Source organism: Paenibacillus sp. FSL P2-0136 (assembly GCF_037975325.1).
Lineage (GTDB): Bacteria > Bacillota > Bacilli > Paenibacillales > Paenibacillaceae > Paenibacillus_AQ > Paenibacillus_AQ silagei.
This window is the reverse complement of record NZ_CP150244.1, coordinates 3,370,042-3,392,999: the sequence shown is the minus strand read 5'-3', so window position 1 is coordinate 3,392,999 and position 22,958 is coordinate 3,370,042. Positions and strand designations below refer to the sequence as shown.

22 protein-coding genes are annotated in these 22,958 nt (G+C 52.1%); 4 read left to right on the top strand and 18 right to left on the bottom strand.

Features of this window, described 5'->3' with window-relative positions; genetic code table 11:
* Positions 1-34 precede the first annotated feature (34 nt).
* From NYE26_RS14205 to NYE26_RS14195, 3 genes are read right to left on the bottom strand one after another with little or no spacing between them, the layout of a single operon-like run.
* Entirely contained in the window at positions 35-646 is a 612-nt protein-coding gene (locus NYE26_RS14205) for a sugar O-acetyltransferase (protein ID WP_339256690.1), read from the bottom strand.
* Positions 647-674: 28 nt separating this feature from the next.
* On the bottom strand, positions 675-1,361 hold the full coding sequence (gene bshB2 / locus NYE26_RS14200; protein WP_339256688.1) for a bacillithiol biosynthesis deacetylase BshB2: 687 nt from the start codon (positions 1,359-1,361) through the stop codon (positions 675-677).
* 22 nt (positions 1,362-1,383) lie between these two features.
* Positions 1,384-2,256: a LysR family transcriptional regulator gene (locus tag NYE26_RS14195; protein WP_339256686.1), complete on the bottom strand. Its 873-nt coding sequence runs from the start codon at positions 2,254-2,256 to the stop codon at positions 1,384-1,386.
* A gap of 111 nt (positions 2,257-2,367) precedes the next feature.
* On the opposite strand from NYE26_RS14195, the gene NYE26_RS14190 reads away from it, so the two are divergent.
* The gene (locus tag NYE26_RS14190) at positions 2,368-3,768 is read left to right on the top strand and encodes an MFS transporter (protein WP_339256684.1); all 1,401 of its coding nucleotides are present in this window, start codon (positions 2,368-2,370) and stop codon (positions 3,766-3,768) included.
* A 38-nt stretch (positions 3,769-3,806) separates the two neighbouring features.
* Here the strand turns inward: NYE26_RS14190 and NYE26_RS14185 are convergent, their stop codons facing one another.
* From NYE26_RS14185 to NYE26_RS14145, 9 genes are all read right to left on the bottom strand, one after another.
* The gene (locus tag NYE26_RS14185) at positions 3,807-5,138 is read right to left on the bottom strand and encodes a serine hydrolase domain-containing protein (protein ID WP_339256682.1); all 1,332 of its coding nucleotides are present in this window, start codon (positions 5,136-5,138) and stop codon (positions 3,807-3,809) included.
* Positions 5,139-5,234: 96 nt separating this feature from the next.
* On the bottom strand, positions 5,235-5,543 hold the full coding sequence (locus tag NYE26_RS14180) for a hypothetical protein (RefSeq protein WP_339256680.1): 309 nt from the start codon (positions 5,541-5,543) through the stop codon (positions 5,235-5,237).
* Positions 5,544-5,599: 56 nt separating this feature from the next.
* Positions 5,600-6,142, bottom strand: coding sequence for a GNAT family protein (locus NYE26_RS14175; RefSeq protein ID WP_209870647.1), 543 nt, complete (start codon positions 6,140-6,142; stop codon positions 5,600-5,602).
* Positions 6,143-6,158: 16 nt separating this feature from the next.
* Entirely contained in the window at positions 6,159-6,875 is a 717-nt protein-coding gene (gene bshB2, locus NYE26_RS14170) for a bacillithiol biosynthesis deacetylase BshB2 (protein ID WP_339256677.1), read from the bottom strand.
* 23 nt (positions 6,876-6,898) lie between these two features.
* Positions 6,899-7,243 (bottom strand): YojF family protein, encoded by a 345-nt coding sequence (locus NYE26_RS14165; protein ID WP_036728435.1) that lies wholly within the window; start codon positions 7,241-7,243, stop codon positions 6,899-6,901.
* Between the two features lie 117 nt (positions 7,244-7,360).
* Positions 7,361-8,431: a hypothetical protein gene (locus tag NYE26_RS14160; RefSeq protein ID WP_339256675.1), complete on the bottom strand. Its 1,071-nt coding sequence runs from the start codon at positions 8,429-8,431 to the stop codon at positions 7,361-7,363.
* A 137-nt stretch (positions 8,432-8,568) separates the two neighbouring features.
* Positions 8,569-9,993, bottom strand: a complete 1,425-nt coding sequence (locus NYE26_RS14155; protein ID WP_339256673.1) for a HAMP domain-containing sensor histidine kinase — start codon at positions 9,991-9,993, stop codon at positions 8,569-8,571.
* The gene (locus NYE26_RS14150; RefSeq protein ID WP_076075611.1) at positions 9,971-10,678 is read right to left on the bottom strand and encodes a response regulator transcription factor; all 708 of its coding nucleotides are present in this window, start codon (positions 10,676-10,678) and stop codon (positions 9,971-9,973) included. Before NYE26_RS14150 ends, NYE26_RS14155 begins: the two co-directional genes overlap by 23 nt.
* A 418-nt stretch (positions 10,679-11,096) precedes the next feature.
* The gene (locus tag NYE26_RS14145) at positions 11,097-11,891 is read right to left on the bottom strand and encodes an SDR family oxidoreductase (RefSeq protein WP_209870641.1); all 795 of its coding nucleotides are present in this window, start codon (positions 11,889-11,891) and stop codon (positions 11,097-11,099) included.
* Positions 11,892-12,050: 159 nt separating this feature from the next.
* Between NYE26_RS14145 and NYE26_RS14140 the strand changes: the two genes are divergently transcribed.
* Positions 12,051-12,956, top strand: coding sequence for a LysR family transcriptional regulator (locus NYE26_RS14140; RefSeq protein WP_339256670.1), 906 nt, complete (start codon positions 12,051-12,053; stop codon positions 12,954-12,956).
* A 348-nt stretch (positions 12,957-13,304) separates the two neighbouring features.
* Here the strand turns inward: NYE26_RS14140 and NYE26_RS14135 are convergent, their stop codons facing one another.
* The 3 genes from NYE26_RS14135 to NYE26_RS14125 all read right to left on the bottom strand — a co-directional run bounded on the left by NYE26_RS14135 (position 13,305) and on the right by NYE26_RS14125 (position 17,347).
* A complete protein-coding gene (locus tag NYE26_RS14135; RefSeq protein WP_339256668.1) occupies positions 13,305-16,115 on the bottom strand; it encodes a beta-glucuronidase in 2,811 nt (936 codons plus the stop codon).
* A gap of 27 nt (positions 16,116-16,142) precedes the next feature.
* On the bottom strand, positions 16,143-16,301 hold the full coding sequence (locus tag NYE26_RS14130; RefSeq protein ID WP_339256666.1) for a hypothetical protein: 159 nt from the start codon (positions 16,299-16,301) through the stop codon (positions 16,143-16,145).
* Positions 16,302-16,366: 65 nt separating this feature from the next.
* Positions 16,367-17,347 carry an aldo/keto reductase gene (locus tag NYE26_RS14125; protein WP_339256664.1) on the bottom strand — a complete coding sequence of 327 codons (981 nt, stop codon included), beginning with the start codon at positions 17,345-17,347 and terminating at the stop codon, positions 16,367-16,369.
* Positions 17,348-17,526: 179 nt separating this feature from the next.
* Between NYE26_RS14125 and NYE26_RS14120 the strand changes: the two genes are divergently transcribed.
* The gene (locus tag NYE26_RS14120; protein ID WP_339256662.1) at positions 17,527-18,444 is read left to right on the top strand and encodes an AraC family transcriptional regulator; all 918 of its coding nucleotides are present in this window, start codon (positions 17,527-17,529) and stop codon (positions 18,442-18,444) included.
* Between the two features lie 7 nt (positions 18,445-18,451).
* On the opposite strand, the gene NYE26_RS14115 is transcribed toward NYE26_RS14120, so the two are convergent.
* Both NYE26_RS14115 and NYE26_RS14110 read right to left on the bottom strand, forming a co-directional pair.
* Positions 18,452-19,933 carry an Lsa family ABC-F type ribosomal protection protein gene (locus tag NYE26_RS14115; RefSeq protein WP_339256660.1) on the bottom strand — a complete coding sequence of 494 codons (1,482 nt, stop codon included), beginning with the start codon at positions 19,931-19,933 and terminating at the stop codon, positions 18,452-18,454.
* 299 nt (positions 19,934-20,232) lie between these two features.
* Positions 20,233-21,084 carry a Cof-type HAD-IIB family hydrolase gene (locus NYE26_RS14110; RefSeq protein WP_036728457.1) on the bottom strand — a complete coding sequence of 284 codons (852 nt, stop codon included), beginning with the start codon at positions 21,082-21,084 and terminating at the stop codon, positions 20,233-20,235.
* A gap of 414 nt (positions 21,085-21,498) precedes the next feature.
* Here NYE26_RS14110 and NYE26_RS14105 point away from each other — a divergent pair, with 414 nt between their 5' ends.
* Entirely contained in the window at positions 21,499-22,443 is a 945-nt protein-coding gene (locus NYE26_RS14105) for a hypothetical protein (protein WP_339256656.1), read from the top strand.
* 346 nt (positions 22,444-22,789) lie between these two features.
* On the opposite strand, the gene NYE26_RS14100 is transcribed toward NYE26_RS14105, so the two are convergent.
* Positions 22,790-22,915 carry a hypothetical protein gene (locus tag NYE26_RS14100; RefSeq protein WP_339256654.1) on the bottom strand — a complete coding sequence of 42 codons (126 nt, stop codon included), beginning with the start codon at positions 22,913-22,915 and terminating at the stop codon, positions 22,790-22,792.
* Between the last annotated feature and the right edge of the window lie 43 nt (positions 22,916-22,958).

Sequence of the window (22,958 nt, the reverse complement as noted above, 5' to 3'; positions counted from 1 at the left end):
AATCCTGTCCCTTAAGGACGGTATAGCAGCGATTCTACACGTAGTCCGTGACGTCAAACTCTCTATCCTTGTAATAGAATTTCCGGTCTTCCTCCGTGATCTCACGGACAATTCTGCACGGGCTGCCTACGGCGATCACATTATCCGGGATATCCTTGGTCACTACGCTCCCCGCTCCGATAACTACATTATTCCCGATGGTTACCCCCGGATTCACAATGACATTGCCGCCGATCCACACATTGTTGCCGATGGTGATGGCAATCCCGTATTCATAGCCTGAATTCCGGGAATCGGGATGGACAGGATGTCCGGCTGTGTAAAGTGATACATTCGGAGCGAACATGACATTCTCGCCGATGACCACCTTGCCTACATCGAGAATCGTACAGTTGAAATTGGCATAGAAATTATTACCTACAGTGATATTCGATCCATAATCGCAGCGGAAGGGAGTCTCAATATGCACAAGCTCCCCCGTCTTGCCGAAAAGCTTGCGGATCAGCCCGTCTCTCTCCTCATGAGCGTCTGGAGAAAGTGAATTGAGCTGGTGAACCAGCAGCCTGGCGGCTGTCCGCTCTTCGGTTAATCCGTCCAGCCACGCTTTATAGGGTAATCCTGCAAGCATTCTATCTTTTTGATTCATTAGATTCATAGGTGATTCCTGCCTTCTCTTAGTGTTGTGTGTTCATGGGGTAGGTCCAGAAGGCTTCCTGCCCGAAGCGGAGCTGAATCTCCTCCGCCGTCAGCACCTGATTGCCGACAAGCTCCGCCGCTTGGAATTGCGAACGGTGTGCCTGGATAGAAGCCATCTTCTTGTCCAAGTATGCGGTGACATCGACATGCACATCCGATAGTCCGATATGCTCCTCATGGCCGATGGAGAAGGCGCAACAGTGGACAACCGGCCGATCAGCGGCAGGCAGGCGGTGGACTGCCCGGATGACCGCCGCTCCGGTGGCATCGTGATCCGGATGCACGCTGTAGCCGGGATAGAAAGTAATCACTAGGGACGGCGTCAGCTCCCGAAGCAGGGAAAGTATTGTATCCTCCAGCAGGCGCGGGTCGTCGAATTCGATCATTTTATCGTGGAAGCCCATCATTCTTAAGTCCTGTATCCCGATAGCTTGACAGGAAGCACGCAGCTCCTCCCGGCGGATCTCCGGTAAGGTTACCCGGTTCGCGAATGGAGGAATCCCCATATTCCGGCCCATCTCGCCAAGCGTCAGGCAGGCATAGGTTACTTCTGAGCCTTGCTCAATATACTTCGCCAGTGTGCCAGCCGCTGTAAAAGCCTCATCGTCAGGATGCGGGAACACCACCAGTATGCGCTTGTGTTCTGTAATCTGTGTGTCGTTCATAGGTTCATTCCTCCCGGTGACATTATAGCTTAGCGAAATATTCGATAACAACCTCGCGGAAAATCAGGCCCGCCTGTGAAATATAGCGGTTCTTATGCCATAACAAGGCGATTTCCCTGACCAGTCCCTCGTCTTCCAGCGGAATCAGACGGATATGATCCTGCGCATTCCTCGCCGTACCCGGGATGAAGGCTAAGCCGATTCCGGCCTCCACCAGGTCAATCAAGCGGGCCGGTTCGTCTCCCTCATACACATAGCGTGGCAGGAATCCTGAAGCCTGGCAGACGGAATCCACCAAATCTCGAATCCCGTAACCTTGTTTGACACCCACAAACCACTCATCCTTAAGCTCTATCAAGGCGAGGCTCTTGCGGTCCGCCAGAGGGTGAGCGGCTGGAACGGCAAGGTAGATGTGATCGTTACAGACCACCTGACATTCCAGCTCTTCCCCTTTGACCGGAGGAGAGGACAAGCAGAAATCAACTTCTCCCCTCTGAAGAAGGGGAATCATCTCCTGCATGGGCAGCATTTGTACGTGAAAATGGATGTCCGGCAGCTTGAGGCGAAACTCCCGGAGAATACCGGGCAAGGTACTCGCGGTGGTTACCGCTAACTCAAGGTTGCTGGACTCCAGGCTGGACAGGTCTTTAAGCTCCTGCCTCCCCTGCTCCAATTCGAACAGCGCCTTCTCTGCACGTTGAAGAAATCGGCGTCCCGGCTCGTTCAACCGCAGCTTCCTCCCACTCCGGTCGAACAATGGAACTCCGAGATCCTCCTCAAGCCGCTGAATGGTCTTGCTCAGTGAGGATTGGGTAACATGCAGCCTGTGTGCAGCCTCGGTCATATGCTCCAGGCGGGCAACTGCGATGAAATACTGCAATTGAAGAAGTTCCATATCCCGCCTCCATTCATTCCCTCAAGTCTATGAAATCATAACATGAAATGCGTTGGAGTAAATAACTCATATCCTGTACGATAACTGTACAGCACTTGAGGGGGAATAACAATGAATGCACGCAACTGGTGGTTAATGATATCCGTTGGGCTGGGAATCATGCTTAACCCGCTTAACTCTTCGATGGTAGCTGTGGCGATTCCCAGGTTACAGCATGTGTTCGGGCTTGAGTTCACTGTGGTTTCCTGGATCATTTTCTCGTTCTATATTGGCAGCGCTGTTGCCCAGCCTGTCATGGGCAGAGCCAGCGATATCTTCGGCCGCAGGAGAATATTCCTGGCCGGACTGGTAATCGTCTTCGCAGCCTCCTTGCTCGCCCCTTGGTCTCCGGGCTTCGGGGGACTCGTTGTTCTGCGGATTATCCAATCTATCGGAACCAGTATGGTGGTGGCTGTAGGGATGGCTATCATCCGGGTGAATATTACAGACAAGCAAGCCTCTGCTCTATCCGTGCTGTCGATGTTTACATCAGGAGCGGCAGCGGCAGGACCGTTCATCGGCGGGGTCTTGATCCATGTGTGGGGCTGGTCTTCCATTTTCTACATCAACCTGCCGTTTGTAATGGCGAGCTTCCTGTTAGCCTGGAGAACCATCCCGCAAGATAAACCATCCGCAGCCTTATTACCCAAGCCGTCCTTGCGGCAATGGATGAGCCGGATGGATGTGCCTGGAATCCTGCTGTTCACTGTGGGGCTGGTGGCTGTACTTGCGCAGATGCTGTCGGCCAAGTCCTCCGGTCATGTCTCCCTATTCAATGTAATCATCGGCCTGTCCGGGTTCATCCTGCTTGCGGTCTTCGTAAGGCATGAGTTAAGAACAGCCATGCCCTTCATTCCTCTGCGTACCTTCGCCGGGTATCCCGGGCTGATCCGTGTCAATGTCGAATTCATGCTGGTTAATCTATTATTTTATTCCGTCTTCTTCGGTCTTCCATCTTATTTGCAGCTCGTTCGTCAAGTCAGTGAATTCCACACCGGGCTTCTGATGTTAAGTCTGGGTCTATGCTCACTCGCCGTTTCTCCAATCGCCGGAAGATGGATCAATGCCTCAGGGCCCCGGCCCGCACAGGCAGGTTCGGCAATCCTCATGACCATCGGGTCGCTATGGATCGTGATGCTGAATCCGGCATCGCCTGTAATCAGCATCATCCTGGCCCTGGCTGCCTTCGGAATCAGCAACGGACTGAACAACGTCGCCATGCAAGCCGCCTTGTTCAACCACTCGCCAAAAGAGATCATCGGGGTAACCTCCGGCTTATTCAGCACCTCCAGATATTTCGGGACGATCCTCTCCTCCCTGCTCATCGGAATCATTATGGGCGACCAGTTCAGCTTCAGCGGATTCCGGCTGCTGGGAATGATCCTCACCGTGATTGCCCTGTGTCTGCTGTTCATGTCCCGGCGGCGTTCCCGCAAGACTAAAGACTCCCATCACAGTCTTGATGACCGCTAGGGAGCGCTTGGAAGACGGGTCTTACCCCACTGAAAAATCTAGGCTTCGTCCAAAAGCTGCTGCAGCTTGCCTGCAACGGCTTCACTGTCCGGGTATATTGTAGCAGCGCAGGTAAGAATGCGTATTGCTCCCTCCCGGTGGCCGCCATAACTTAAGATATCAGCAATCCGCATAAATTCAAAATCCGCTTCATAATACTTATCCTGCTCTAAGCGCCGGATACGCTGGTATTCGTTAATGGCCTCACCTGCGCCGCTCGTGACAACGGTCTTGGCAAGATGATGCACCATCGACTGCTTAAGCTGGCGGACCTCCATGCCCAGCAGCAGATCCAGAATAGGACGGGTCACACTGCCCAGCCACACATGGTCACAGTTGGTCATTACAGAGATGCCGAGATTCTCATCCGGCAGTAGAATAAGCTCACTAAGGAATCCGGTATCCCAGCCGGAATGCGAGAGTATCCGTGAGCCATTATAGTGGCCCAGGAACCAGCCCAGCCCCACAGCTTCATGCTCCGGCCCCCAGCCTGTAGCCATAGTAGGGTTCCACATCTGATCATAACTGCCGGGCTGTAAGGCGTTATATCTATCCTTAGCTTTGCCCTGACCGAGCTGCATCAGCATATATTGGCACATCTCTTGCGCATTGGTATACAGTGTGGAGCTGGGAGCATGCGCTCTATTGTATGGGAACACTTCACTAACGTATGGCCCGTACCCTGCAGAGCTCCTCAGCACATGGGGCGCAGCCAGCACCTGTTCAACCTCCATTTTCAGAAAAGAACTCGTGCTCATCCCAGCAGGCTCCAGAAGATGCTGCCGCATATACTCCTCGAAGCTGAGGCCGCTAACCTTGGCAATCAGATCTCCAAGAATTTCATAAGCGATATTACTGTATGCAAAATGAGTACCCGGATCACTCAGCAGGCCGAGATGGCAGATTCCTCTGACATACCTCTCAAGACTCTCTTCATCATATTCAGGCCGGTCCCAGGCATAATCCTCCTCATCCGGCATCCCGGAGGTGTGATTCAACAATTGTCTGACCGTAATCTGATGATAGCGTTCATCATTCATTTTGAAATACGGAAGATAGCTCACTATAGGTGAGTCCAGCTCTACCTGCCCACGCTCTGCCAATTGCATCACAGCCGTAACTACAAAGGTCTTGGAGACGGATGCCTGGTGAAAAAGAGTGCTGTTAACCACTGGCTCCTCTGTAGACACATTAGCGCTGCCATACTCTCCTGTAAAAAGAATCTTGTCCTCACTAACGATCCCCACCTGCAATCCGGTAAACGGTCCATTCTCCATAAAGCGGGTCAGCATCGTGTGAAGCTCTTGTACTCTGCTCTGATATGTATTCATTCTGGTTCCCCCAGTTCTTATATGTACTGGATCAATATAACATCCGGGGAGCATACAGAATGTGTAAAAAACAGCTTAATCCGAACTTTACTCAGCCTACCCCTCAACCACATCGGCCCGCAGGTCCGTGGCAATCTCAAGGATCACGGGTACAATAGCCTCCGTTGACAAGGCAACGTACAGATCGCCCATATACAGACGGAACGGATACTCCGTCCCCTCATGGCTCCACATGAAAAAATCTCCATCAATCGACATCGTGCTCTCTGCACCTTGTACGGTGTAGACCCCGGAATAGCTGAAGCCGGATTTATCGGCAAAGTATTGCTTGCATTCCTCTAAGGCTAGCGCCTGCTCTGCATTCTCTTCCTGCATGGAACGGGTAATTCGTAAACGCTGGCTCATTGGTGATCCTCCACAATGTTAATATTTAAGCTACTAATCTGTTAGTGTTAACTCCGTTAACTGATATCGGCCGGGTTGATAATCGCGAGAATCTGGTGGTCCTTCCACACCCCGCGGATCTTCACATTCAGCCGGGCAATGCCTTCCTTATGGAAGCCTGCATTCTCCAGCACACGGATGGAGCCGGGATTATCCGGTGAGGCTTCCCCAGTAATCCGGTGGAACTTCAGCTCCTCGAAGGCATAGCGCACGACCTGCTGCACCGCCTCCGTCATATAGCCTTTTCCGTTATAGTCCTTGTCCAGACTGTACCCGATCATACAGCTCTGCAGCGGTCCCCGCACCACAAAAGACAGACTGACAGTACCGATAATCCGGCGGTCAGCCTTGTGAATGACCAGGAAGTCGTATCTCTCATCCGCTGCCCTGAACTCTTCATACTGCGCAAGCTTGTCCCGCTGGTACTCCTCAGTATAGAAATCCCCGCTGATCTCCGGTGAATGTTCTTCAAAAAATTCACGGTTACGTAAATACATCCCCGTCAGCTCCGTGGCATCTCCCGCCTCAGGGTAGCGGATGTATACCCGTTGTTCTGTCATCTTTACGCCTCCATTCTTAATTGCAGCACAATGCCGCTTCCTCCGGCTGTTCCTTGCATTCTGGGAACCGGTAGGTCCAGAAGCGTTCCATACCGTACTTGCCGCAGATTACTGGATCAGTTGGCAGAAGGCTACCAAGCACTTTATCCTCCTGGAACTGGGTGCGGTGCGCCAGAATGGAGTTGATTTTGACAGTGATAAAAGGCGTTACATCGATGACTACATCGGCTGCTCCAATCCGCTGCTGATGGCCGTTCGAGAAGGCGACACTATGTACAACCGGACGTTCCGCTGCGGGCAGCCGGGCCATTGTACGGATCACCGCAGCACCAGTGGCATCATGATCCGGGTGCACGCTATATCCGGGGTAGAACGTAATAACCAGCGACGGGGTAAGCTCCTTCACGAGCGATTCCATCCGCTGATCCAGAAGCGCCGGGTCTTCGAACTCAATCATTTTGTCATGGAAGCCCAGCATCCTCAGGTCTTGAATTCCAATGGCCTTACAGGAAGCTTCGAGCTCCGCTTGGCGGATGGCTGGCAAGGTCGTGCGGTTCGCAATGAGCGGAACGCCCATATTCCGGCCCATCTCTCCCAGTGTCAGACAGGCATAGGTCACCTCTGCACCTGCTGCGATATACATCGCCAGCGTCCCGGATACGAAGTAGGCTTCATCGTCAGGATGGGGAAGTACCACCAGGATTCTCGTATGGTCCATAGATTTATTATTCATGTCTGCTTACTCCTCCAGTATCATTAAAAAGGGCTCCGGCTAAGCTGCAACGCCACGATCAGCTTGCCCATACTGTCATGTCCGGCCAGAATCAGCCGCTCGTTATCCTGCTCATCCACATGGGTCAGGCCTTCTGCATAGATCCAGCCCTTCTCTGTCTTCAAGCCCACCCGGTAGGGTCCTGTCCCTGAGATGGAGCCGTTCGTGTAACGGATCTCGGCATTGCTGATGAACACCGAGCCCGGAGCACGGGAGCTGTCGAAATGGCTGGCATAGGCTCCGTTTGTAAGTTCAAGATGGATATATAGATCCTCAGAGACGAAATCGTCGATCCGGTTCTGAATAGCTTGGGGTTGAATGAGCTGCATAATGTCCTCCTAGAGTGTAAAAGAATAGCTGGTTCCAGTGCATTTATTATACATGAAAAAAAGAGCCTGCCCAAGGAACTCTAAGAATTCCTTAAGCAAGCCTGGAGATGCTAAGAATTAAAGATTAACTATAGAGAAGACCTTATCATTGATAAAATAGACGTATTGGTGGCCGTACACTACATACCCGTCATAAACTTCGTCCGGGTCTCCCCAGGAGAGCAGAAGCTCTGTGATCGTCATGCCGCTGACCGCCCGCTCTTCACGGATGGCTGACCACATTTTATCGCTGATCTTGAACTTCGTTTGCGGATTCTTGAAAAACAGTACCTCTTCGACATACTCACTAGGGTCATCACGAGGTTCAATCTTGAGCGGAACCTCCTGCCCGTTGGCCCGGCGGATGATCATTTCTAAATTACCATTGGCCGGGTTCGGGCGGAAATTGGCGATGGTTGCTTTCTCAAAGTTCTTGAACGGACTATCGGTAATCATGGCGTTCCGGGTCCACACCGTTAGTCCATTATAGTAATACTTCAAATAATCAATATTCTCCATGGTGTACATAGTATTGTCCACAAAATCGTTCAAGTCCAGAACCCACTCGGTTCCGGCTTCATTTTGCATCACAAAGTTCTGGTTGTTGTCATCAACGTACTGTACACTTTTCACCCAATGGCTTCCCGGATGTCCATATAAATAGACCTTTTTGCCAAGCACAATGCCCATCGTTCCAGGCAGCTTGCTGATTGCGTAGAGCATACTGTTGCTCTTATTCATGCCGTCCTCTGTACTCCAAACGAACAACGCTATGGCGCTGGAGGCATATTTGCCGTCAATCGCTCCGAGCTTGAGCAGGGTTTTGAAGGCTACGTAATTGGTGCTTTTGTACAAAATAGAGTTGTCCTTGTTCAGCTTGGTGCTTCCTTTGCTGCCTGTGAGCGTTACGCCAGTAGCATCTGCCGCCAAGTTAAAGCCCGGAATCTGTCCGGCCAGCTTAACCGGAACATAGGCAGAGCCATTCACGAGTACAGATTTGGCTGGCGAAATAAGCAGGTTGCCTTCGACAAACGTAGCAATTTCCGTGTACACCGGTGCGGTTGCGGCCGCTGCCTGTCCGGCGCCTCCCGGATAGACCAGTCCGAGCGCAAGCAGCAGAGTGGTGAGCAGTAATGCAAGTTTTTTCATAGATGTTCTAATTCCTTCCCCCGATGTAAGTTAGGTGTCCCGGCAAGGTGCCGGAATCTTCCAGATCAGTACATTCGACAAGAAGTTAATTATTTCCTCTATATAAAATCACTTATCTGTATTCCTTCAGCCGTTCGCTACTTCGGAATACGGATCACAAATACCGTCGGTTCCCCTTCCCTACTCTCCAGTAGCAGCGTGCCCTCCATCTTCTCTACGTTCTTCTTGGCAATGGACAAGCCCAGACCGGTACCCCCGCTTGCCGTTGTCCGGGCTTCATCTCCCCGCACAAACGGATCAAAGATCGTAGTCCACAGCTCCTTCGGAATGCCGACTCCATTGTCCGCAATCTCGATCCTGATCTGTGTATCCTCGGGAATCACGGATACCCGGATGCGCGTCCCTTCCGGATTATAGGCCAGCGCATTGCCGATCAGATTATTAATAACACTGGCGAACAGCTCTGGATCATAACGGGCATAGACCTCTTCTTCGGGCACCTGCAGGTGAAGCTCGAATTCTTTTTGCTCAATCTCGCCGTAGGTATCAGCAATAATCTCCCGCAGATGGTCGCCCAGCTCAAGGCGCTCTATCCGCAGGATGAAATCCGGTGAGTCTAGCTTAAGCAGATCCAGCATATGCGTAATGAGCTTCGTGACCTGCACGGACTTGGTGTAGATGTAATTCAAATATTTCGTCTGCCGCTCCGGGTCGGTAACGCGTCCTTCGATAAGCGCCTGCGCGTATCCCTGGATGCTGGTAATCGGGGTCTTCAGGTCATGCGACAGATCGACCATCAGCCGCTGCTTGCTTTTCTCGGCGAGACGCTTCTCCTCGGTGGTCTTCTCAATCACATCAGCCATGTAGTTGAAGCTGTGACCGATCCGCAGGAACTCGGTCTCTGCATACAGAGCGATTCGGGTATTGTAATGCCCTTCCATCATACGGTTCAAGCCTAGATTCAGCACCCGCAGCGGCTTCTTGATCCGTCTGGAGACCCAATAGCTGTATACAAAAATCAGCAGCAGAATCAACCCGCTGACCAGGAATACATAAAAGAACACCGAATGATTCAGATAGGAGACCAGAAACTCGTTGTTAATAGAGACATTGATTACATCGCGGGGAATCTTAAGCAACATCCAGGCTGCCCCGCTATCCTGCTCCGTTACGCTCGTAATAGAATAATAAAAGGGCTGGTCGCTGCGGTTCTCCAGTCCCTGAAACAGGCTGTCCTCGTCATAAACCTGAATCTCATCCTGCTTCTCGCCAACAACACGGATCACCCGCTTGCCGGAATCCAGCAGCTCCAGCCAGCCTCCGCTCTTCAGCAGACGCTCACTCTCCGGCCCTTGGCCCAGCTCCTCCCGGTACGCCCCGGCTTCCACAGACAGATTGGGGTCAGGCGTCATTTGCTCACGGATAACCTCAGCAATATCCTTTTGTACGAATAGATAGACCACTAACACCAGCATCAGCAGCATGCAGTTGAACAGCAGGAAGTCGATGGTCAGCGACGTCTGCAGCGGGCGGTTATCTCTACTTTTCCACGGGTGCTTCAATTTTGTACCCCAATCCCCTGATCGTCTTCAGGTATTCCGGTCTCTTGGAATCTCGTTCGATCTTGTCGCGGATGTTGCTGATGTGCACCATAATGCTGTTGTCCTCATAGACGTAGAAATCTTCCCAGACGGTCTCATAGATCTTCTTGCGTGTAAAAACACGGCCCGGCTGCTGCATCAGCAGCTCCAGGATTTTATATTCGGTAGAGGTCAGAGCGACGGCCTCCCCGGCTACCTCAACCTGACAGGTACTCCGGTCCAGCGTCAGCCTGCCGAGCACGATCTGCTCACTTGGCTTCTCCTCCTCCGGTGCCTTGGCATCGAACTGATGCACCCGCCGCAGCATGGCCCCGGCACGCGCCACAATTTCCAGCGGATTAAAAGGCTTAGCGATATAGTCATCCGCACCAAGCTCCAGACCCAGGATTTTGTCATGATACTGGCTCTTGGCGGACAGAAACAGTACGGGGAAATGCTCATGCTCCCGAATCCGCTTCAGCAGCTGCAGCCCGTCCATCCCCGGCATCATAATGTCCAGTATCGCCAGGTCAATCTTGTTATTCTGCATCAGCTTCAAGGCTTCGATTCCGTTCTCTGCCGTCAAAATGTTATATTCCTTCTCCAGATACAGCTGCAGAAGCTCAACAATCTCCGATTCGTCATCGGCTATGAGAATGGTATACATGGTGAATCCCCCTCTATCTTGTCATGCAAGCCGCACTCTTTGTAACTATAGCCTGCCATTCTTAATCCAGTCTAAACCAAATCTAAAGAAAAGATAAAGAATTATTACAACTGACATTATAACTCGAAGCTTGGTCGTCGCTGCGGTGAACATTTGGACTTCCGGCCGCTGTTGTGTTTGGATTTCCTGATTGAAACCGCTTTTCGCGGTAGAAATCCAAACACAAAGGCGGTCGCATTCGCTCCTCCAGTTCCAAATTTCCCCTCCGCTTCTTTTTGCCTTTCGTTTGTAAAACCTTCTTAATAGTTCCAAAACAAATAAAAGAAAAAGGAACAGCCCGCTCAGCCAATGAATGGCTTAACGGACTGTCCTAATAGTAGAGGTTAGTTTAGGCAGAGCTAAACCGTGAAGCTTCAACTTACACCGTAGGTACGGTTCCCCCGTCAATCACGTACTCGGCACCCGTAATGGAGGCTGCGCGGTCGGAAGCGAGGAAGGCTACCAGCTCACCCACCTCCTCGGGGAAGCCGGGACGTCCGATGGGAATGCCGCCCAGCGCGTCCATTACGGACTGCAGCGCACTTTCCACACTGCCGGTTACCTCCGCAATACTCTTTAGGAAGTCCTCGCTTGCTGTGGTTTGAATGAAGCCCGGCGCAACCCGGTTCACCCGGATGCCCTTCGGAGAGAATTCCTTAGATAAGCTCTTGCTGTAACTGCTTAACGCAGCTTTGGCGGCTGCATAGGGGATGGTCGATTCGATCAGCGGCAGCACTCTTTGAATGGAAGAGATGTGGATGATGACTCCCTTGCCCTGCTCCAGCATGAGCGGGATCAGCCCCCGGTCCAGCCGCACAGCTGCCAGCAGGTTCAGATTCAGCGCATCCATCCAGTGTTCATCGGATGCTGCGAGAAATCCCCCCGCTGGTGTTGAGCTGCCGCCAGCGTTATTCACCAGAATGTCGATCCGCCCGAACCGGGCCTTGACTGCGGCAATGACTCGCTCCACGCCTTCGGGCGTGGACAGATCGGCCTGGACGAACAAATCCGAAGCGGGCCCTTCCGTCGGAAGTGTCCGGGCAGTAGTCATAACTTCAGCGCCTGCCGCTGTGAATCGGGCAGCGATTGCCTGTCCCATTCCCTTGGTACCGCCTGTTACCAAGATTCTTTTACCTTCGTATTCTGTCAGCGGGCTAGCATAAGTTACAGCCATCGTTACAGCCTCATTTCAATAGGGATTCCTCAGGATAGGCTGGAAGTCCAGCCGCCCTAAGGTCTATATGTATATATTAGACTTGATTAATATGAGCGTCTAATTTATTATTTTCATTAAAATCATGAATAATATTAATATATAAAGGAGGCTGTCTGCATGGAGCTTACACAATTGGAGTACTTTCTGACCGTAGCCCGGCTTGAGCATATGACCTCAGCGTCCAAAGCGCTGCGAATTACGCAGCCTGCCTTGAGCCATGCGATTTCCAAACTGGAAAGCGAACTGGGGGTTCCTTTATTCGAGCGTAAGGGCCGCAATGTCCAGTTGAACCGCTATGGGGTTATGTTCAGTTCACGGGTCGAAGAAGCGCTGCGCAGTATCGGGAATGGTGTGCGGGAGATTGAGGAGTCGGCCAATGCGGAGAGCGGAACCGTTCATCTGTCTTATCTGAATATTCTTGGCGTGGACCTGATTCCATCGCTTATCAGAGACTATCAGGCAGACCATCCGAAGGTGCGGTTTGATCTGTATCAGGGGAATCACGGGGATATCGACGAAGCGCTGGATAACGGGACCTCGGATATGCTGATTACGTCCAGAGAGACTACGGCGGAGAATAAGGAATGGATGGTGTTTCGCAGATTACCGATTTATATTGTGGTCTCCAGTTCCCACCGGTTCGCCTCGCGCTCCTCATTGAGTCTGTTCGAGCTGTCGGGTGAGCCGTTTGTCGGACTGAAGACGAATTGCGGACTCAAGAGCACAATCACCTCCCTCTTCCAAAATACTAATTTCGAGCTGGCCTCCACCTATGACGCTGAGGATTTGATTACTGTGGCCGGCTTCATCAAAGCCGGGCTCGGCGTCTCCGTACTTCCGCAGACGCTCGGACTGATGCTTGACGGCCTGGTCTGGATTCCCATCCAGGAACCGGGCTGGGAATGGGAGGTGGGCCTGCAATGGCGGCGGGACCATTATCTGTCCCCCGCCTCCAGAAGGTTCCTGGAGTATATTCGGGAAACTAGGGAGGTAGCAGATTTAGCCTTGCGAGTAATACAATAACCCATTAACACATTAACCCACTACAAGCTGAGGGTTTGCCGAGCGTCTGGTAAAGGTACACAGTTGGGCTTAATTGCAATCTGTACAGCTAAAGCATCCGATTTTCTACCGATAGTATGTTTAGTTGTAGAAGGTACATTTAAAATTCCCTCACAGCCGGGTTTTCGCTCATTCGGGCAATTTTAGTTGTACAAACTACAGTTAGAAGCAGAATGCCTTCCTTTTTGCTAGTTTTAATTGCACGGAATACACCTATCTCCGAATATTAGCTTCAAACGAGGCTTTCGCATTCTAAAGAGCTGCCCCAACCAGCCGCTTCACGGCTGTGGGACAGCTCTACCCAGTCTTTTAACGAATCAATGCCCGAAGCTCTTCAATGGTTGCCTGGTATTGCGGCTGGAAATCAGCAGAATTCATATAACCGGCTATGCTGGTCAAGAATTGTCTGCCTTCAGTGGTCCGGCTCACCTTAGCGGCATCCAGTACACACAGCAGCAGATTACCGTTACCTACGCTGCACTCTGTGAGGAAACTTAGCTTGTGATTACGCTCGAAATTATCGATGGTCTGTACGATGGGATTCCAGCTGCGGTCCGCCTCATCCATGATAAGCGATTTGGAATGCTGGGCGATAGTCCACCACGGGTAGGTGGAATGCGCTTCACTCGGGAAATCGCGCAGCACCGGATGCCCGTTATCGATCAGCAGGCCCATCGTACCGATGGGAACCGGCCGGTTCATGCTCTCCGAGATCGAGCGGAACATCGGGTAGCACCAGAAATCCGTGCAATAATAGCCTTCGATTCCGTTCTGAACCGACTCCGGCTCCGGCATCAGCAGCACGTTGCCGCCTTGCTCCAGCAGGGAGACTGCCTCCTCAGACAGCTCTGTGAACACATGGATGCCTTCAGCTTCAAGCGGGTTATCCCTCTGCTCAGGATATATCCACAAGTCGTAGCTTTTGCGGATATCGGTTCCTTGGACCCGAAGCGCCAGCTCCGCACGGCTCATCCGGTCAACCGCAGGAAGCTCAATCGCCAGATCACAAATGTCAATGTAATGGGTTCCGGCAGGAATAAAGGCTCCGGCTGAGCCCGTTGTCCGGGCTCCCCCTTCAACCGCAAGCTCCCAGTGCAGCTCAATGGCATCCGGCATGCCGCTGCGGAAGCAACTCAGCTCCACATGGGCCTCGAAGGTCTCCCCGGCGCCGTAGTTGTATTTAGGGAATCTTGCCAGCAGCACGGCATCATTACAGAAGGTCCGCCACTCTTCCGGGCTGATCAGCCCCTTGGAATCCATGAAGGCATCCAGAACACCTACCAATGCTGTACCCTGGCCGCTGAAATCCTGGAGATCCAGAAGCTGGAACCCCGCTAACCGGCGGGAACGGAAGACAGCCTCAAGCTCTTCCTTGTAGCAAGCGACAGCGAGCTGGCCTGAGCTTTTGAAGTATGCATCGGCCAGATGGCCAAGCCCCTTGCTCTCCAGCCGTTCCCGGAAGATAATGAAATTCTCCGCTTTGAGCGAACCGGTATATTTCTCAATTTCCGCAAAATTCGGAAACGTTGCATATTGTCCAATCTCATGCGAGATTACCGGAACCTGTGGTATCCATTCACCGGACTCACTGCCGGATTGTACAGCCTTGGATTCGGTACCGTACTGGATCAGGATCTCGCCGCCTGCCTCGACGGACACTCCTTCACCATTCCCGAAGCCCGGCGGAATAATCTGATCGTCGTAATCCTTCATTGTACTTGGAAGCGAAGTCTGGACATGGCCAAGCGGAGCATCGCACATGGCATAGGAGCCTCTGAACAGCCTGTCCCGGGTGAAGCGCACACCGCTGAAGAAATCGTCATGCTCCAGCACCTCCGGCACCCATTGATGGTTATTCGAGCCTTGGGTGTAGAGCGGACGGTCATCGAACGCTTTATAATCGGCAAGGAATGAATCAATCCGCTCCTTGTTGCCCCATAACTCATTGCCTAGCGACATCATGACGAAGGAAGGATGATTGCCGAATTCCCGCAGGATAGCGTATCCTTCGCTGATCAGATAGTCCTGCTCTGCCTGATTATGCCCTTCATCGGTATCTACAGTAATGGTTCCCCAGAACGGCAGCTCCGGCTGCATGTAGATCCCGAGCAGATCGGCAGCGGTGAAGGCTGCTTCCGGCGGACAGCAGGTATGGAAGCGGTAGTGGTTAATGCCGTAGGACTTCGCAATACCCAGAATCCGCACCCACTCTCGGGCGTCTGTAGGAGCATAGCCGATGAGCGGGAAGATCAGGCCGTCATGCTTGCCGCGCAGAAAAGTCTTTTCCCCATTAATGGTGAACTTGTCCCCCTCAGCCCGGAATGACTTAAGCCCAAAGATCACCTCCTGCCGGTCCACGGTAATGCCATCGCTGCCCTTGAGAACAAGGCTGACAGTATACAGATGGGGAGCGAATTCACTCCACAGCAGCGCATCGGGACCCAGTGCATAGTCTATAGTGAACGGACCCGGTGCGATGACATATTCCTGTTCCTCTACGTAATGTGTTATCTCACTATTGAAGCTATTAGCAGATACCGCGAGTGTAGCACCTTGCATGCTCTCCAGCGTTGCCGAGATCTGCACCGAACGTGCAGGCAGATCAGACTTTAGCCGGATGCCGCTAATCCGGGCTTCCCCATAGAACTGCAGCTCCATCCGCCCGGTAATTCCGTTCCAGTTGGTCTGGGTGTCCGGCGAGGTCATATGCCCGCCTTTGGTCGGATAGCCGGTGTTGTCCACCCGGATAGTAAGCGTATGACTCCAGGGCTGCAGCTGCGGCAGCTCATATACATGCGGAGTATTCAAGCTGTCGCGGCTGCCGATCTCCTGACCGTCCAGCCAGAGGGTGGTAAGCCTTGTACGTTCCAGATATAAGCAGCAGTGCTTACCTGCCAGCTCTTCCGGAATCACAACTTCACTGGAGTACCAGACCGGTCCTTCATAACGGAATTCATCCGTCAGAGCGCCTACCAGAATCTCCTCATTCTTCGGCCCTTTACGGGCGAAGGAGGTAGTTCCCGGCAGCATAATTACATCGGTAAAAGGTAGCACCAGTCCTTGCCCCTTCTCTTCCAGTTGCAGCTTCCATTCGCCTTCAAGGCTGATCTTTGACAGCACAATTATCACTCCTAATCATGGTAATCTCTATACTCTTGCGGCCAGATGCCGCCATGAATCCAGCAGTTCATCACTGTGCATCCAGCTTCCAGTCAAATCCTTAATCAAACGCTCCGGCAGCATTTCCCGGCTTCCTGTTAGTTTCTCCCTGAGCAGGGCTGTTTCCTGCTCCAGCAAAAAGCGCATGCCGGATCATACCGGCACGCGCTCAATGGATGAAGCTGATTCAGTTGTCTACTGAATGGAAATTTTCAAAGCGCACCAACGATAGCATGCGGCACGTAGTGCTCTTCCAGCCGGGCAATCTCTTCAGCTGTCAGCTGAAGGGATAACGCTCCCACCGCATCGGTAATATGCGACAGCTTCGTCGCCCCGATAATCGGCGCAGTGACCGGCTGTTTCTGCAGCAGCCAGGCCAGTGCAACATGGATGCGCGGAACTCCGCGCTCCGCCGCAATGGCAGCTACCTGCTCGACAATCAGGCGGTCCTTATCGGCTGTAGCATCGTATTTGGATCTCTGTACCTGATCCGTTTCCGAGCGCAGCGTAGATTCCACCCAGTCCCGGGTTAGCCGGCCAGAAGCCAAGGGGCTGTAGGGGATGACCGCAATGCCCTCTTCCTTACAGAGCGGGAGCATCTCACGTTCCTCTTCACGATAGATGAGATTCAGATGGTTCTGCATGGAGACGAACCGGGTCCAGCCGTTCATATCAGCAACATGCAGCGCCTTCTGGAACTGCCAGGCATACATGGCGGAAGCGCCAATATAGCGGGCTTTTCCCGCCTTCACCACATCATGCAGGGCTTCCATCGTTTCTTCAATCGGCGTAGTATAATCCCAGCGGTGAATCTGGTACAGATCAACGTAATCAGTTCCCAGCCGCTTCAGGCTGTGGTCGATCTCGCTCATAATTGCTTTGCGGGACAAGCCCCCGCCGTTCGGTCCGGTTCGCATAGGGAAGAATACTTTGGTCGCAATCACCACCTCATCCCTGGCAGTCATGTCCTTCAAAGCCCGTCCGAGCATTTCTTCACTCGTGCCGTCAGAATAGACATTGGCCGTATCGAAGAAATTAATGCCCAGGTCCAGTGCGGTACGGATCATCGTCCGGCTCTGTTCTTCATCCAGCACCCAAGGGTGCACCCAGCGCTTGGCATCGCCAAAGCTCATACAGCCCAGGCACAGTCTGGAGACATCAAGGCCGGTGTTGCCCATTTTTGTATATTCCATTCGCTTGTTCCCTACTTTCCTGAGAATAGTGTATATATCAGTCTCTCTTATTGTGCAACAGATAATGGATTGGCGTTATCACAATAGTCGCGAATGATTGCCTAATCCTACCGTTCTCATTAACACTCCCGCCGGATATGCCCTATAATGAAACCATATGAAACTAAGGAGGCTCTCAAGTGACTGAAGCTATCGTAACGCAAAAGCTTGAGCTGTGCCGGCTGATTGAGCGGCATACCGGCCGGGACGGCGCTCATGAAACGGCCGTGCCTGCACTGCAATTCATCCGTTACTCCCAGGCGAGTGAGCCTGCTTACCGGGTATATAACCCGTGTTTCTGCTTCATTACCCAAGGCGTGAAGGAGATTATGCTGGCCCAGGAGCATTTTGTATATACCTCTTCTGATTTCCTGGTGGCTTCAATGAACCTGCCGGTAGTGGGACAAGTGATTAAGGCGTCCCCGGAGGTTCCCTATTTAAGCTTCAAAATGGAATTCACGCAAAACCAGATTCTGGAGGTCCTCCATGAATCGCAGCTGCAGATTCTCCCCCGGGAGAATGCCCGGCGTGCTTTATTCGTCGGACACATCGACACGGATCTGCTGGATGCGCTTCTCCGTCTGGCGCGGTTGCTCAATACTCCCAAGGACATCCCGTTCCTTGCCCCTCTATATACTAAGGAAATTCTGTATAAACTGCTGCAGGGACCGTATGGAGTAACGCTGGCCCAGATTGCCATGGAAGGCAGCAGCACTTACCGGATCAGGGAAGCAATTGAACAGATTGTCAGCCATAGCGAACAGGCTCTGCGGATCGACGAGCTGGCCGATATCGCCAATATGAGCGTCTCGGCATTCCACCGCAACTTCAAGGAAGTTACGGCTATGAGCCCGATCCAGTTCCAGAAGCAGCTGCGCCTGCAGGAGGCTCGCCGACTGTTATTAGCCGAGTCTGCAGATGCAGCCGATGTTGCCTTCCGGGTCGGCTACGAGAGCGCCTCACAGTTCAGCCGGGAATATTCCCGTATGTTTGGCGCTCCCCCGCGGGCCGACATTAAGCGGTTGAAGGAACAATTTGAGCTTCCGGTACAGATTTGATACCTGCTTAGTCGAGTACAACCTGCTTAGTCGCGATATTCGCGCAGAATTCGCGGTCATGCTCCACGAACAGGATCGTCGGTGTATATTCCAGCAGCAGCTCCTCGATCTGCATCCGGGAGATAACATCGATGAAGTTGAGCGGTTCATCCCAGATGTGCAGATGCACCTGCTCGCTGAGGCTTGCGGCAATCAGCACCTTTTTCTTTTGCCCGCCGCTGTACGTGGACATATCCTTCTCGAATTGCAGCCGTGAGAAATCGAGCTTCCGCAGAATCGACTTGAACAGACTCTCGTCGATCCCCTGCTCTCGCGCGTATTCACTCAGGCTGCCCTTGAGCTGCGAAGTATCCTGGGATACATAAGAGATAGACAACTGGCTGTCCCGTGCGAAGTGGCCGGTATAGTTTATGTCCTCCCCGCAGATCAGCTTCAGAATGCTTGATTTTCCTGAGCCGTTGCTGCCGGAGAGGGAGATCCGGTCCCCCTGTTCCAGAACGAAGCTAACACCGGAGCATACCGTTTTGTCGTCATAGCGGATCGACAGATCCTCCAGCTCCACCAATTGCTGCTTATGATAAGGAAGCTGTGCAATTTTCAGACTGTCCGCGCTCTCCAGATTACGCAGCAGCTTCGACTTCTCCGCGATGGCGGATTCCTGCCGCTGCTGAATCGACTTGGAGCGCTTCATCATCTTGGCGGCCTTGTGCCCGACGTAGCCTTTATCCAATTTGTTGCCGGAGCTCCGGGTGCCATTCTTAGATTTCTCGACTTCATGCGCCCAGCCGCCCGTTCTTTTGGCAGAGTCCGATAAGCGCTTGATGTCCTTCCGCAGCTTCTCATCCTCCGCCAGCTCGAACTGATCCTGTCTGGACTTATTCTCCCACCAGCTGCTGAAGTTGCCCTTCTGGATCTCAATATTGGTCTTGTTAATCGACAAGATATGGTCCACACAGTTATCGAGAAAAGCACGGTCATGCGACACGAGAATATACCCGCTCTTCGTACGCAGATAGTCACTGACCAGCTTCCGGCCCTTCGCATCCAGATGGTTCGTCGGCTCGTCTATGAGCAGGAACTGGTTCTCGCGCGCGAACAGAGCGGCCAGCAGCACCTTCGTCTGCTCCCCGTTCGACAGCGATTCAAACGGCCGGTACAGCGTATCCTCGGACACCCGCAGCAGCGACAGCTCGCGCATCAGCTTCCAGTGCTCCATCTCCGGGTCAATCTCCTGCATGACATCCACGGTCAGAGCCGCAGGGTCAGCCACCGCAAACGGGAAATACTCGAAGCCCACCTGCGCGGATATCGTCCCGCTGTACTCATATTTGCCAAGCAGCAGGTTCAGGAAGGTTGTTTTGCCGCGGCCGTTGCGGCCGGTGAAGCCCAATTTCCAATCTGTATCCAGCTGAAAGCTCACATTCTCAAAAATATGTTCGTAAGTGCCCTCATAGGCAAAAGTCAGCTTGCTCACATTAATCAAAGACATACAAGTATCCTCCTGTATTTACAAAAATAAAAGCTGCAAGAAGGTTCTCCTCCAGCAGCTCAAATAAACACAGCAAATCCCATACCCGGACACTATCTCCAGGCGGACTTGAATAAGGATATTTGGACCAGAGTGAAAAGAGGCAGACCCTTCCTGCATATCAACCATAAATTGCGCGCCGCAAATAACGCTTGTTTATTGGTCACATTACGCAAGAAATGTCCGCACGATACTCTTCAACTCCAATCGCTTAATTAAGTGCATTTTAACACGAGTCTTCCCGGAGATCAACCCGTTAGTCAGATCAGTCCGTGCTTCAGGAAGCAATTATACAGTCCATCGTTCTCAATAGAATCGGTAATATCATCGGCAATTGCTTTGAGCGGCTCGCGGGCATTGCCCATGGCAACCCCCACCTGGACATATTCCAGCATCTCCATATCGTTCAGCCCGTCTCCAATCGCCATACTGTTCTCAAGCGGGATATTCAAATGATGCAGGACATCGGCAATAGCGGAAGCTTTATGAACGCCAGGCATCATCAGTTCCCCGCTGTTCTCCCCGAAGATCGGGATGGAGCACTGAATCGCCGTGAACCGGTCCTGTAATTCCTTCTGAATCTGATCAAAGGGCAGGCTGCTCTCCAAGAAGCATACCTTATTAACGTCATCCAGATATAACTCCTCGTCCCCGTAAGTGAGTGTTGCGATATAGGGATGAGGTGACTGCCGTTTTCTCTCCTGCGCCTCGGGATCATTCAGCAAGTCGCCATAGATTCTGCGCTCCAGATGCGGCTGTAAATGGCGGCTGCCGTGAAGCGCTGTATTGGATTCCAGAATGAAATCGACCCCGTTCGCGTTAAAATAATCGATCAAATGCTTCGCATCCTCCGGGGTCACTTTTTTATGATAAAGCATTTCGCCACCGCTCTCCACATATCCGCCTGCCGCTCCAATCAGCCCGTCGAACCCGATCTCCCAGATATAATCATAGATTTCAGCCTTGGAGCGTCCGGTGCACAGGTACAGCAAATGCCCGTTCTTCCGTGCCTGCTGGCATGCCTGCACTGCTGATTCCGGGACTATTCCATTCTCCATGAGAAGCGTTCCGTCAATATCGATGAAAACAATCTTTCTGCTAGTTTGATTCATGTCCTCTTCTCCCCTTTGTCTAGTCTTCCACTGAACTATAGGTTATGAAATGCGTTCCAAGTCAAGCGTTATTTCATATGAGTTGCCCGATTCATCCATTCCGGATCTGTCCAAATAGATAGGATAGATTGAACTAATGGCTTTTATGTTTTGGGATGTGCCGTGACTCCAGAGAAGTTTTGGACTTCCGGCCGCTGTTGTCAGTAGATTTCATGATTTATCCCGTTTTTAACGGTAGAAATCCGCAGACTGCTGATGCTTACGATACGAGCTTTCCTACGGATAGCTTTCAGGCGGGCGCTACCGCTCCTCCAGTTCCAAAATTCCCCTCCGCCACTTTTCCCTTAACTTAAATCCTTAAGTTCAATTTATATAGGCGTTGCAGAAAGCATCTTATCCCACAGGAGGTACATAATGAGAACATTACCAAATTATTTAGCAAAAACAGCAAGAGCGGTGCTGCTAGGCACAGCTCTGACTCTGGCAGGCGGCACAGTGATTGCAGGTGTTGGTGGACAGCCCGTAGCTGCGGCGTCGGCATCCACAGCTGATGCCCAGGCGGTCTACAACCAGTTCCGCAAATACGTGAGCAATCCCGCAAGCCTCGCACAGGCACGCAAATATCTTATGAACCATATCTCCAAAGTTGGCTCCTGGTACGGCACGGTAATGACCCTTCAATTGGAAAATGCCCAGAAGGCGGGGCTTGAGCGGTTCTCTGAAAAGCTATATACAGATGCTGTGCAAAAGGCACTAATGGACGCCCAAATTAACAACGATATGACCTATACGGAGATTCAAAAGCGGGTTAAAGCACCTGCGGTGCGCAAGCTGATGGAGGAAATCTGGGAGAAAGGCTACAAGCTGGAGACCAGCGAAGGTATGTATTACTCGGTTATGCATTATGAAGGTTTCAAGGTATTCAAGCCCTATATCAGCAAGGATATCGCCGCGTATATTGATATCATGGCAACGGAGAGCAACAAGCCTTCCACCTTCGATGCAGGTATCGTGATCACTTGGGATGAGCTGATCGGCAGAGCGGCTATCATGAGTGATTATGTTCAGGATTATCCGAAGTCGAACCGGACGGCGGCCATCCGCAATGAAATGTCCTATACGGTTCCCCTAGTACTGCTAGGCTCGGATAACACCCCAGCCTACGATTACGACACGAATGAACTCGATCCTGAGCTGCGCCGGGCCTACGACCATGCCCTGATGGAGGGGCCAGGCGACAATAAGGTGCTGAACATTCTGGCCAAGCTGGTGACGCTGCTCGATGCTGCCGGGGATAAGAAGACACCTGCGGTTGAGTCCTACCTGGATCAAGTGGTTAAGCAGTATACTGAGCTGTGAATGGTTACGATTTGAATTGAATGATGCTGGCGGGTGAAAAGCTGGGAGGCTCAGAGGGCACAATGTGATCGGTTTTTCGATTAGGTTGGGCCACATGCCTACGTAACGCTCCAATGTGATCGGTTTTTCGATTACATTCCGCACACGTGCCTACGTAGCGCTCCAATGTGATCGGTTTTTCGATTACATTCGGAAACGCGCCTACTTAACGCTCCAATGTGATCGGTTTTTCGATTACATTAGGCCACATTCCTACGTAGCGCCCCAATGTGATCGGTTTTTCGATTACATTGGGCCACACACCTCCGTAGCGTCCTAATGTGATCGGTTTTTCGATTACATTTGGTCACATGCCTACATAGCGCCCCAATGTGATCGGTTTTTCGATTACATTCGGCCACACGCCTACGTAACGCTCCAATGTGATCGGTTTTTCGATTACATTCGGCCACATGCCTACGTAACGCTCCATTGTAATCGGTTTTTCGCATACATTTGGTCTCGGCCATCACACC

Coding starts and splice junctions, on each gene's coding strand:
- NYE26_RS14180 (WP_339256680.1), bottom strand. CDS start 5,543: ATGAGCCAGCGTTTACGAATTACCCGTTCCATGCAGGAAGAGAATGCA.
- NYE26_RS14190 (WP_339256684.1), top strand. CDS start 2,368: ATGAATGCACGCAACTGGTGGTTAATGATATCCGTTGGGCTGGGAATC.
- NYE26_RS14165 (WP_036728435.1), bottom strand. CDS start 7,243: ATGCAGCTCATTCAACCCCAAGCTATTCAGAACCGGATCGACGATTTC.
- NYE26_RS14115 (WP_339256660.1), bottom strand. CDS start 19,933: ATGTCTTTGATTAATGTGAGCAAGCTGACTTTTGCCTATGAGGGCACT.
- bshB2 (WP_339256677.1), bottom strand. CDS start 6,875: ATGAATAATAAATCTATGGACCATACGAGAATCCTGGTGGTACTTCCC.
- NYE26_RS14110 (WP_036728457.1), bottom strand. CDS start 21,084: ATGAATCAAACTAGCAGAAAGATTGTTTTCATCGATATTGACGGAACG.
- bshB2 (WP_339256688.1), bottom strand. CDS start 1,361: ATGAACGACACACAGATTACAGAACACAAGCGCATACTGGTGGTGTTC.
- NYE26_RS14175 (WP_209870647.1), bottom strand. CDS start 6,142: ATGACAGAACAACGGGTATACATCCGCTACCCTGAGGCGGGAGATGCC.
- NYE26_RS14150 (WP_076075611.1), bottom strand. CDS start 10,678: ATGTATACCATTCTCATAGCCGATGACGAATCGGAGATTGTTGAGCTT.
- NYE26_RS14100 (WP_339256654.1), bottom strand. CDS start 22,915: ATGGAGCGTTACGTAGGCATGTGGCCGAATGTAATCGAAAAACCGATC.
- NYE26_RS14145 (WP_209870641.1), bottom strand. CDS start 11,891: ATGGCTGTAACTTATGCTAGCCCGCTGACAGAATACGAAGGTAAAAGA.
- NYE26_RS14160 (WP_339256675.1), bottom strand. CDS start 8,431: ATGAAAAAACTTGCATTACTGCTCACCACTCTGCTGCTTGCGCTCGGA.
- NYE26_RS14205 (WP_339256690.1), bottom strand. CDS start 646: ATGAATCAAAAAGATAGAATGCTTGCAGGATTACCCTATAAAGCGTGG.
- NYE26_RS14125 (WP_339256664.1), bottom strand. CDS start 17,347: ATGGAATATACAAAAATGGGCAACACCGGCCTTGATGTCTCCAGACTG.
- NYE26_RS14130 (WP_339256666.1), bottom strand. CDS start 16,301: ATGCGCTTTTTGCTGGAGCAGGAAACAGCCCTGCTCAGGGAGAAACTA.
- NYE26_RS14195 (WP_339256686.1), bottom strand. CDS start 2,256: ATGGAACTTCTTCAATTGCAGTATTTCATCGCAGTTGCCCGCCTGGAG.
- NYE26_RS14140 (WP_339256670.1), top strand. CDS start 12,051: ATGGAGCTTACACAATTGGAGTACTTTCTGACCGTAGCCCGGCTTGAG.
- NYE26_RS14105 (WP_339256656.1), top strand. CDS start 21,499: ATGAGAACATTACCAAATTATTTAGCAAAAACAGCAAGAGCGGTGCTG.
- NYE26_RS14185 (WP_339256682.1), bottom strand. CDS start 5,138: ATGAATACATATCAGAGCAGAGTACAAGAGCTTCACACGATGCTGACC.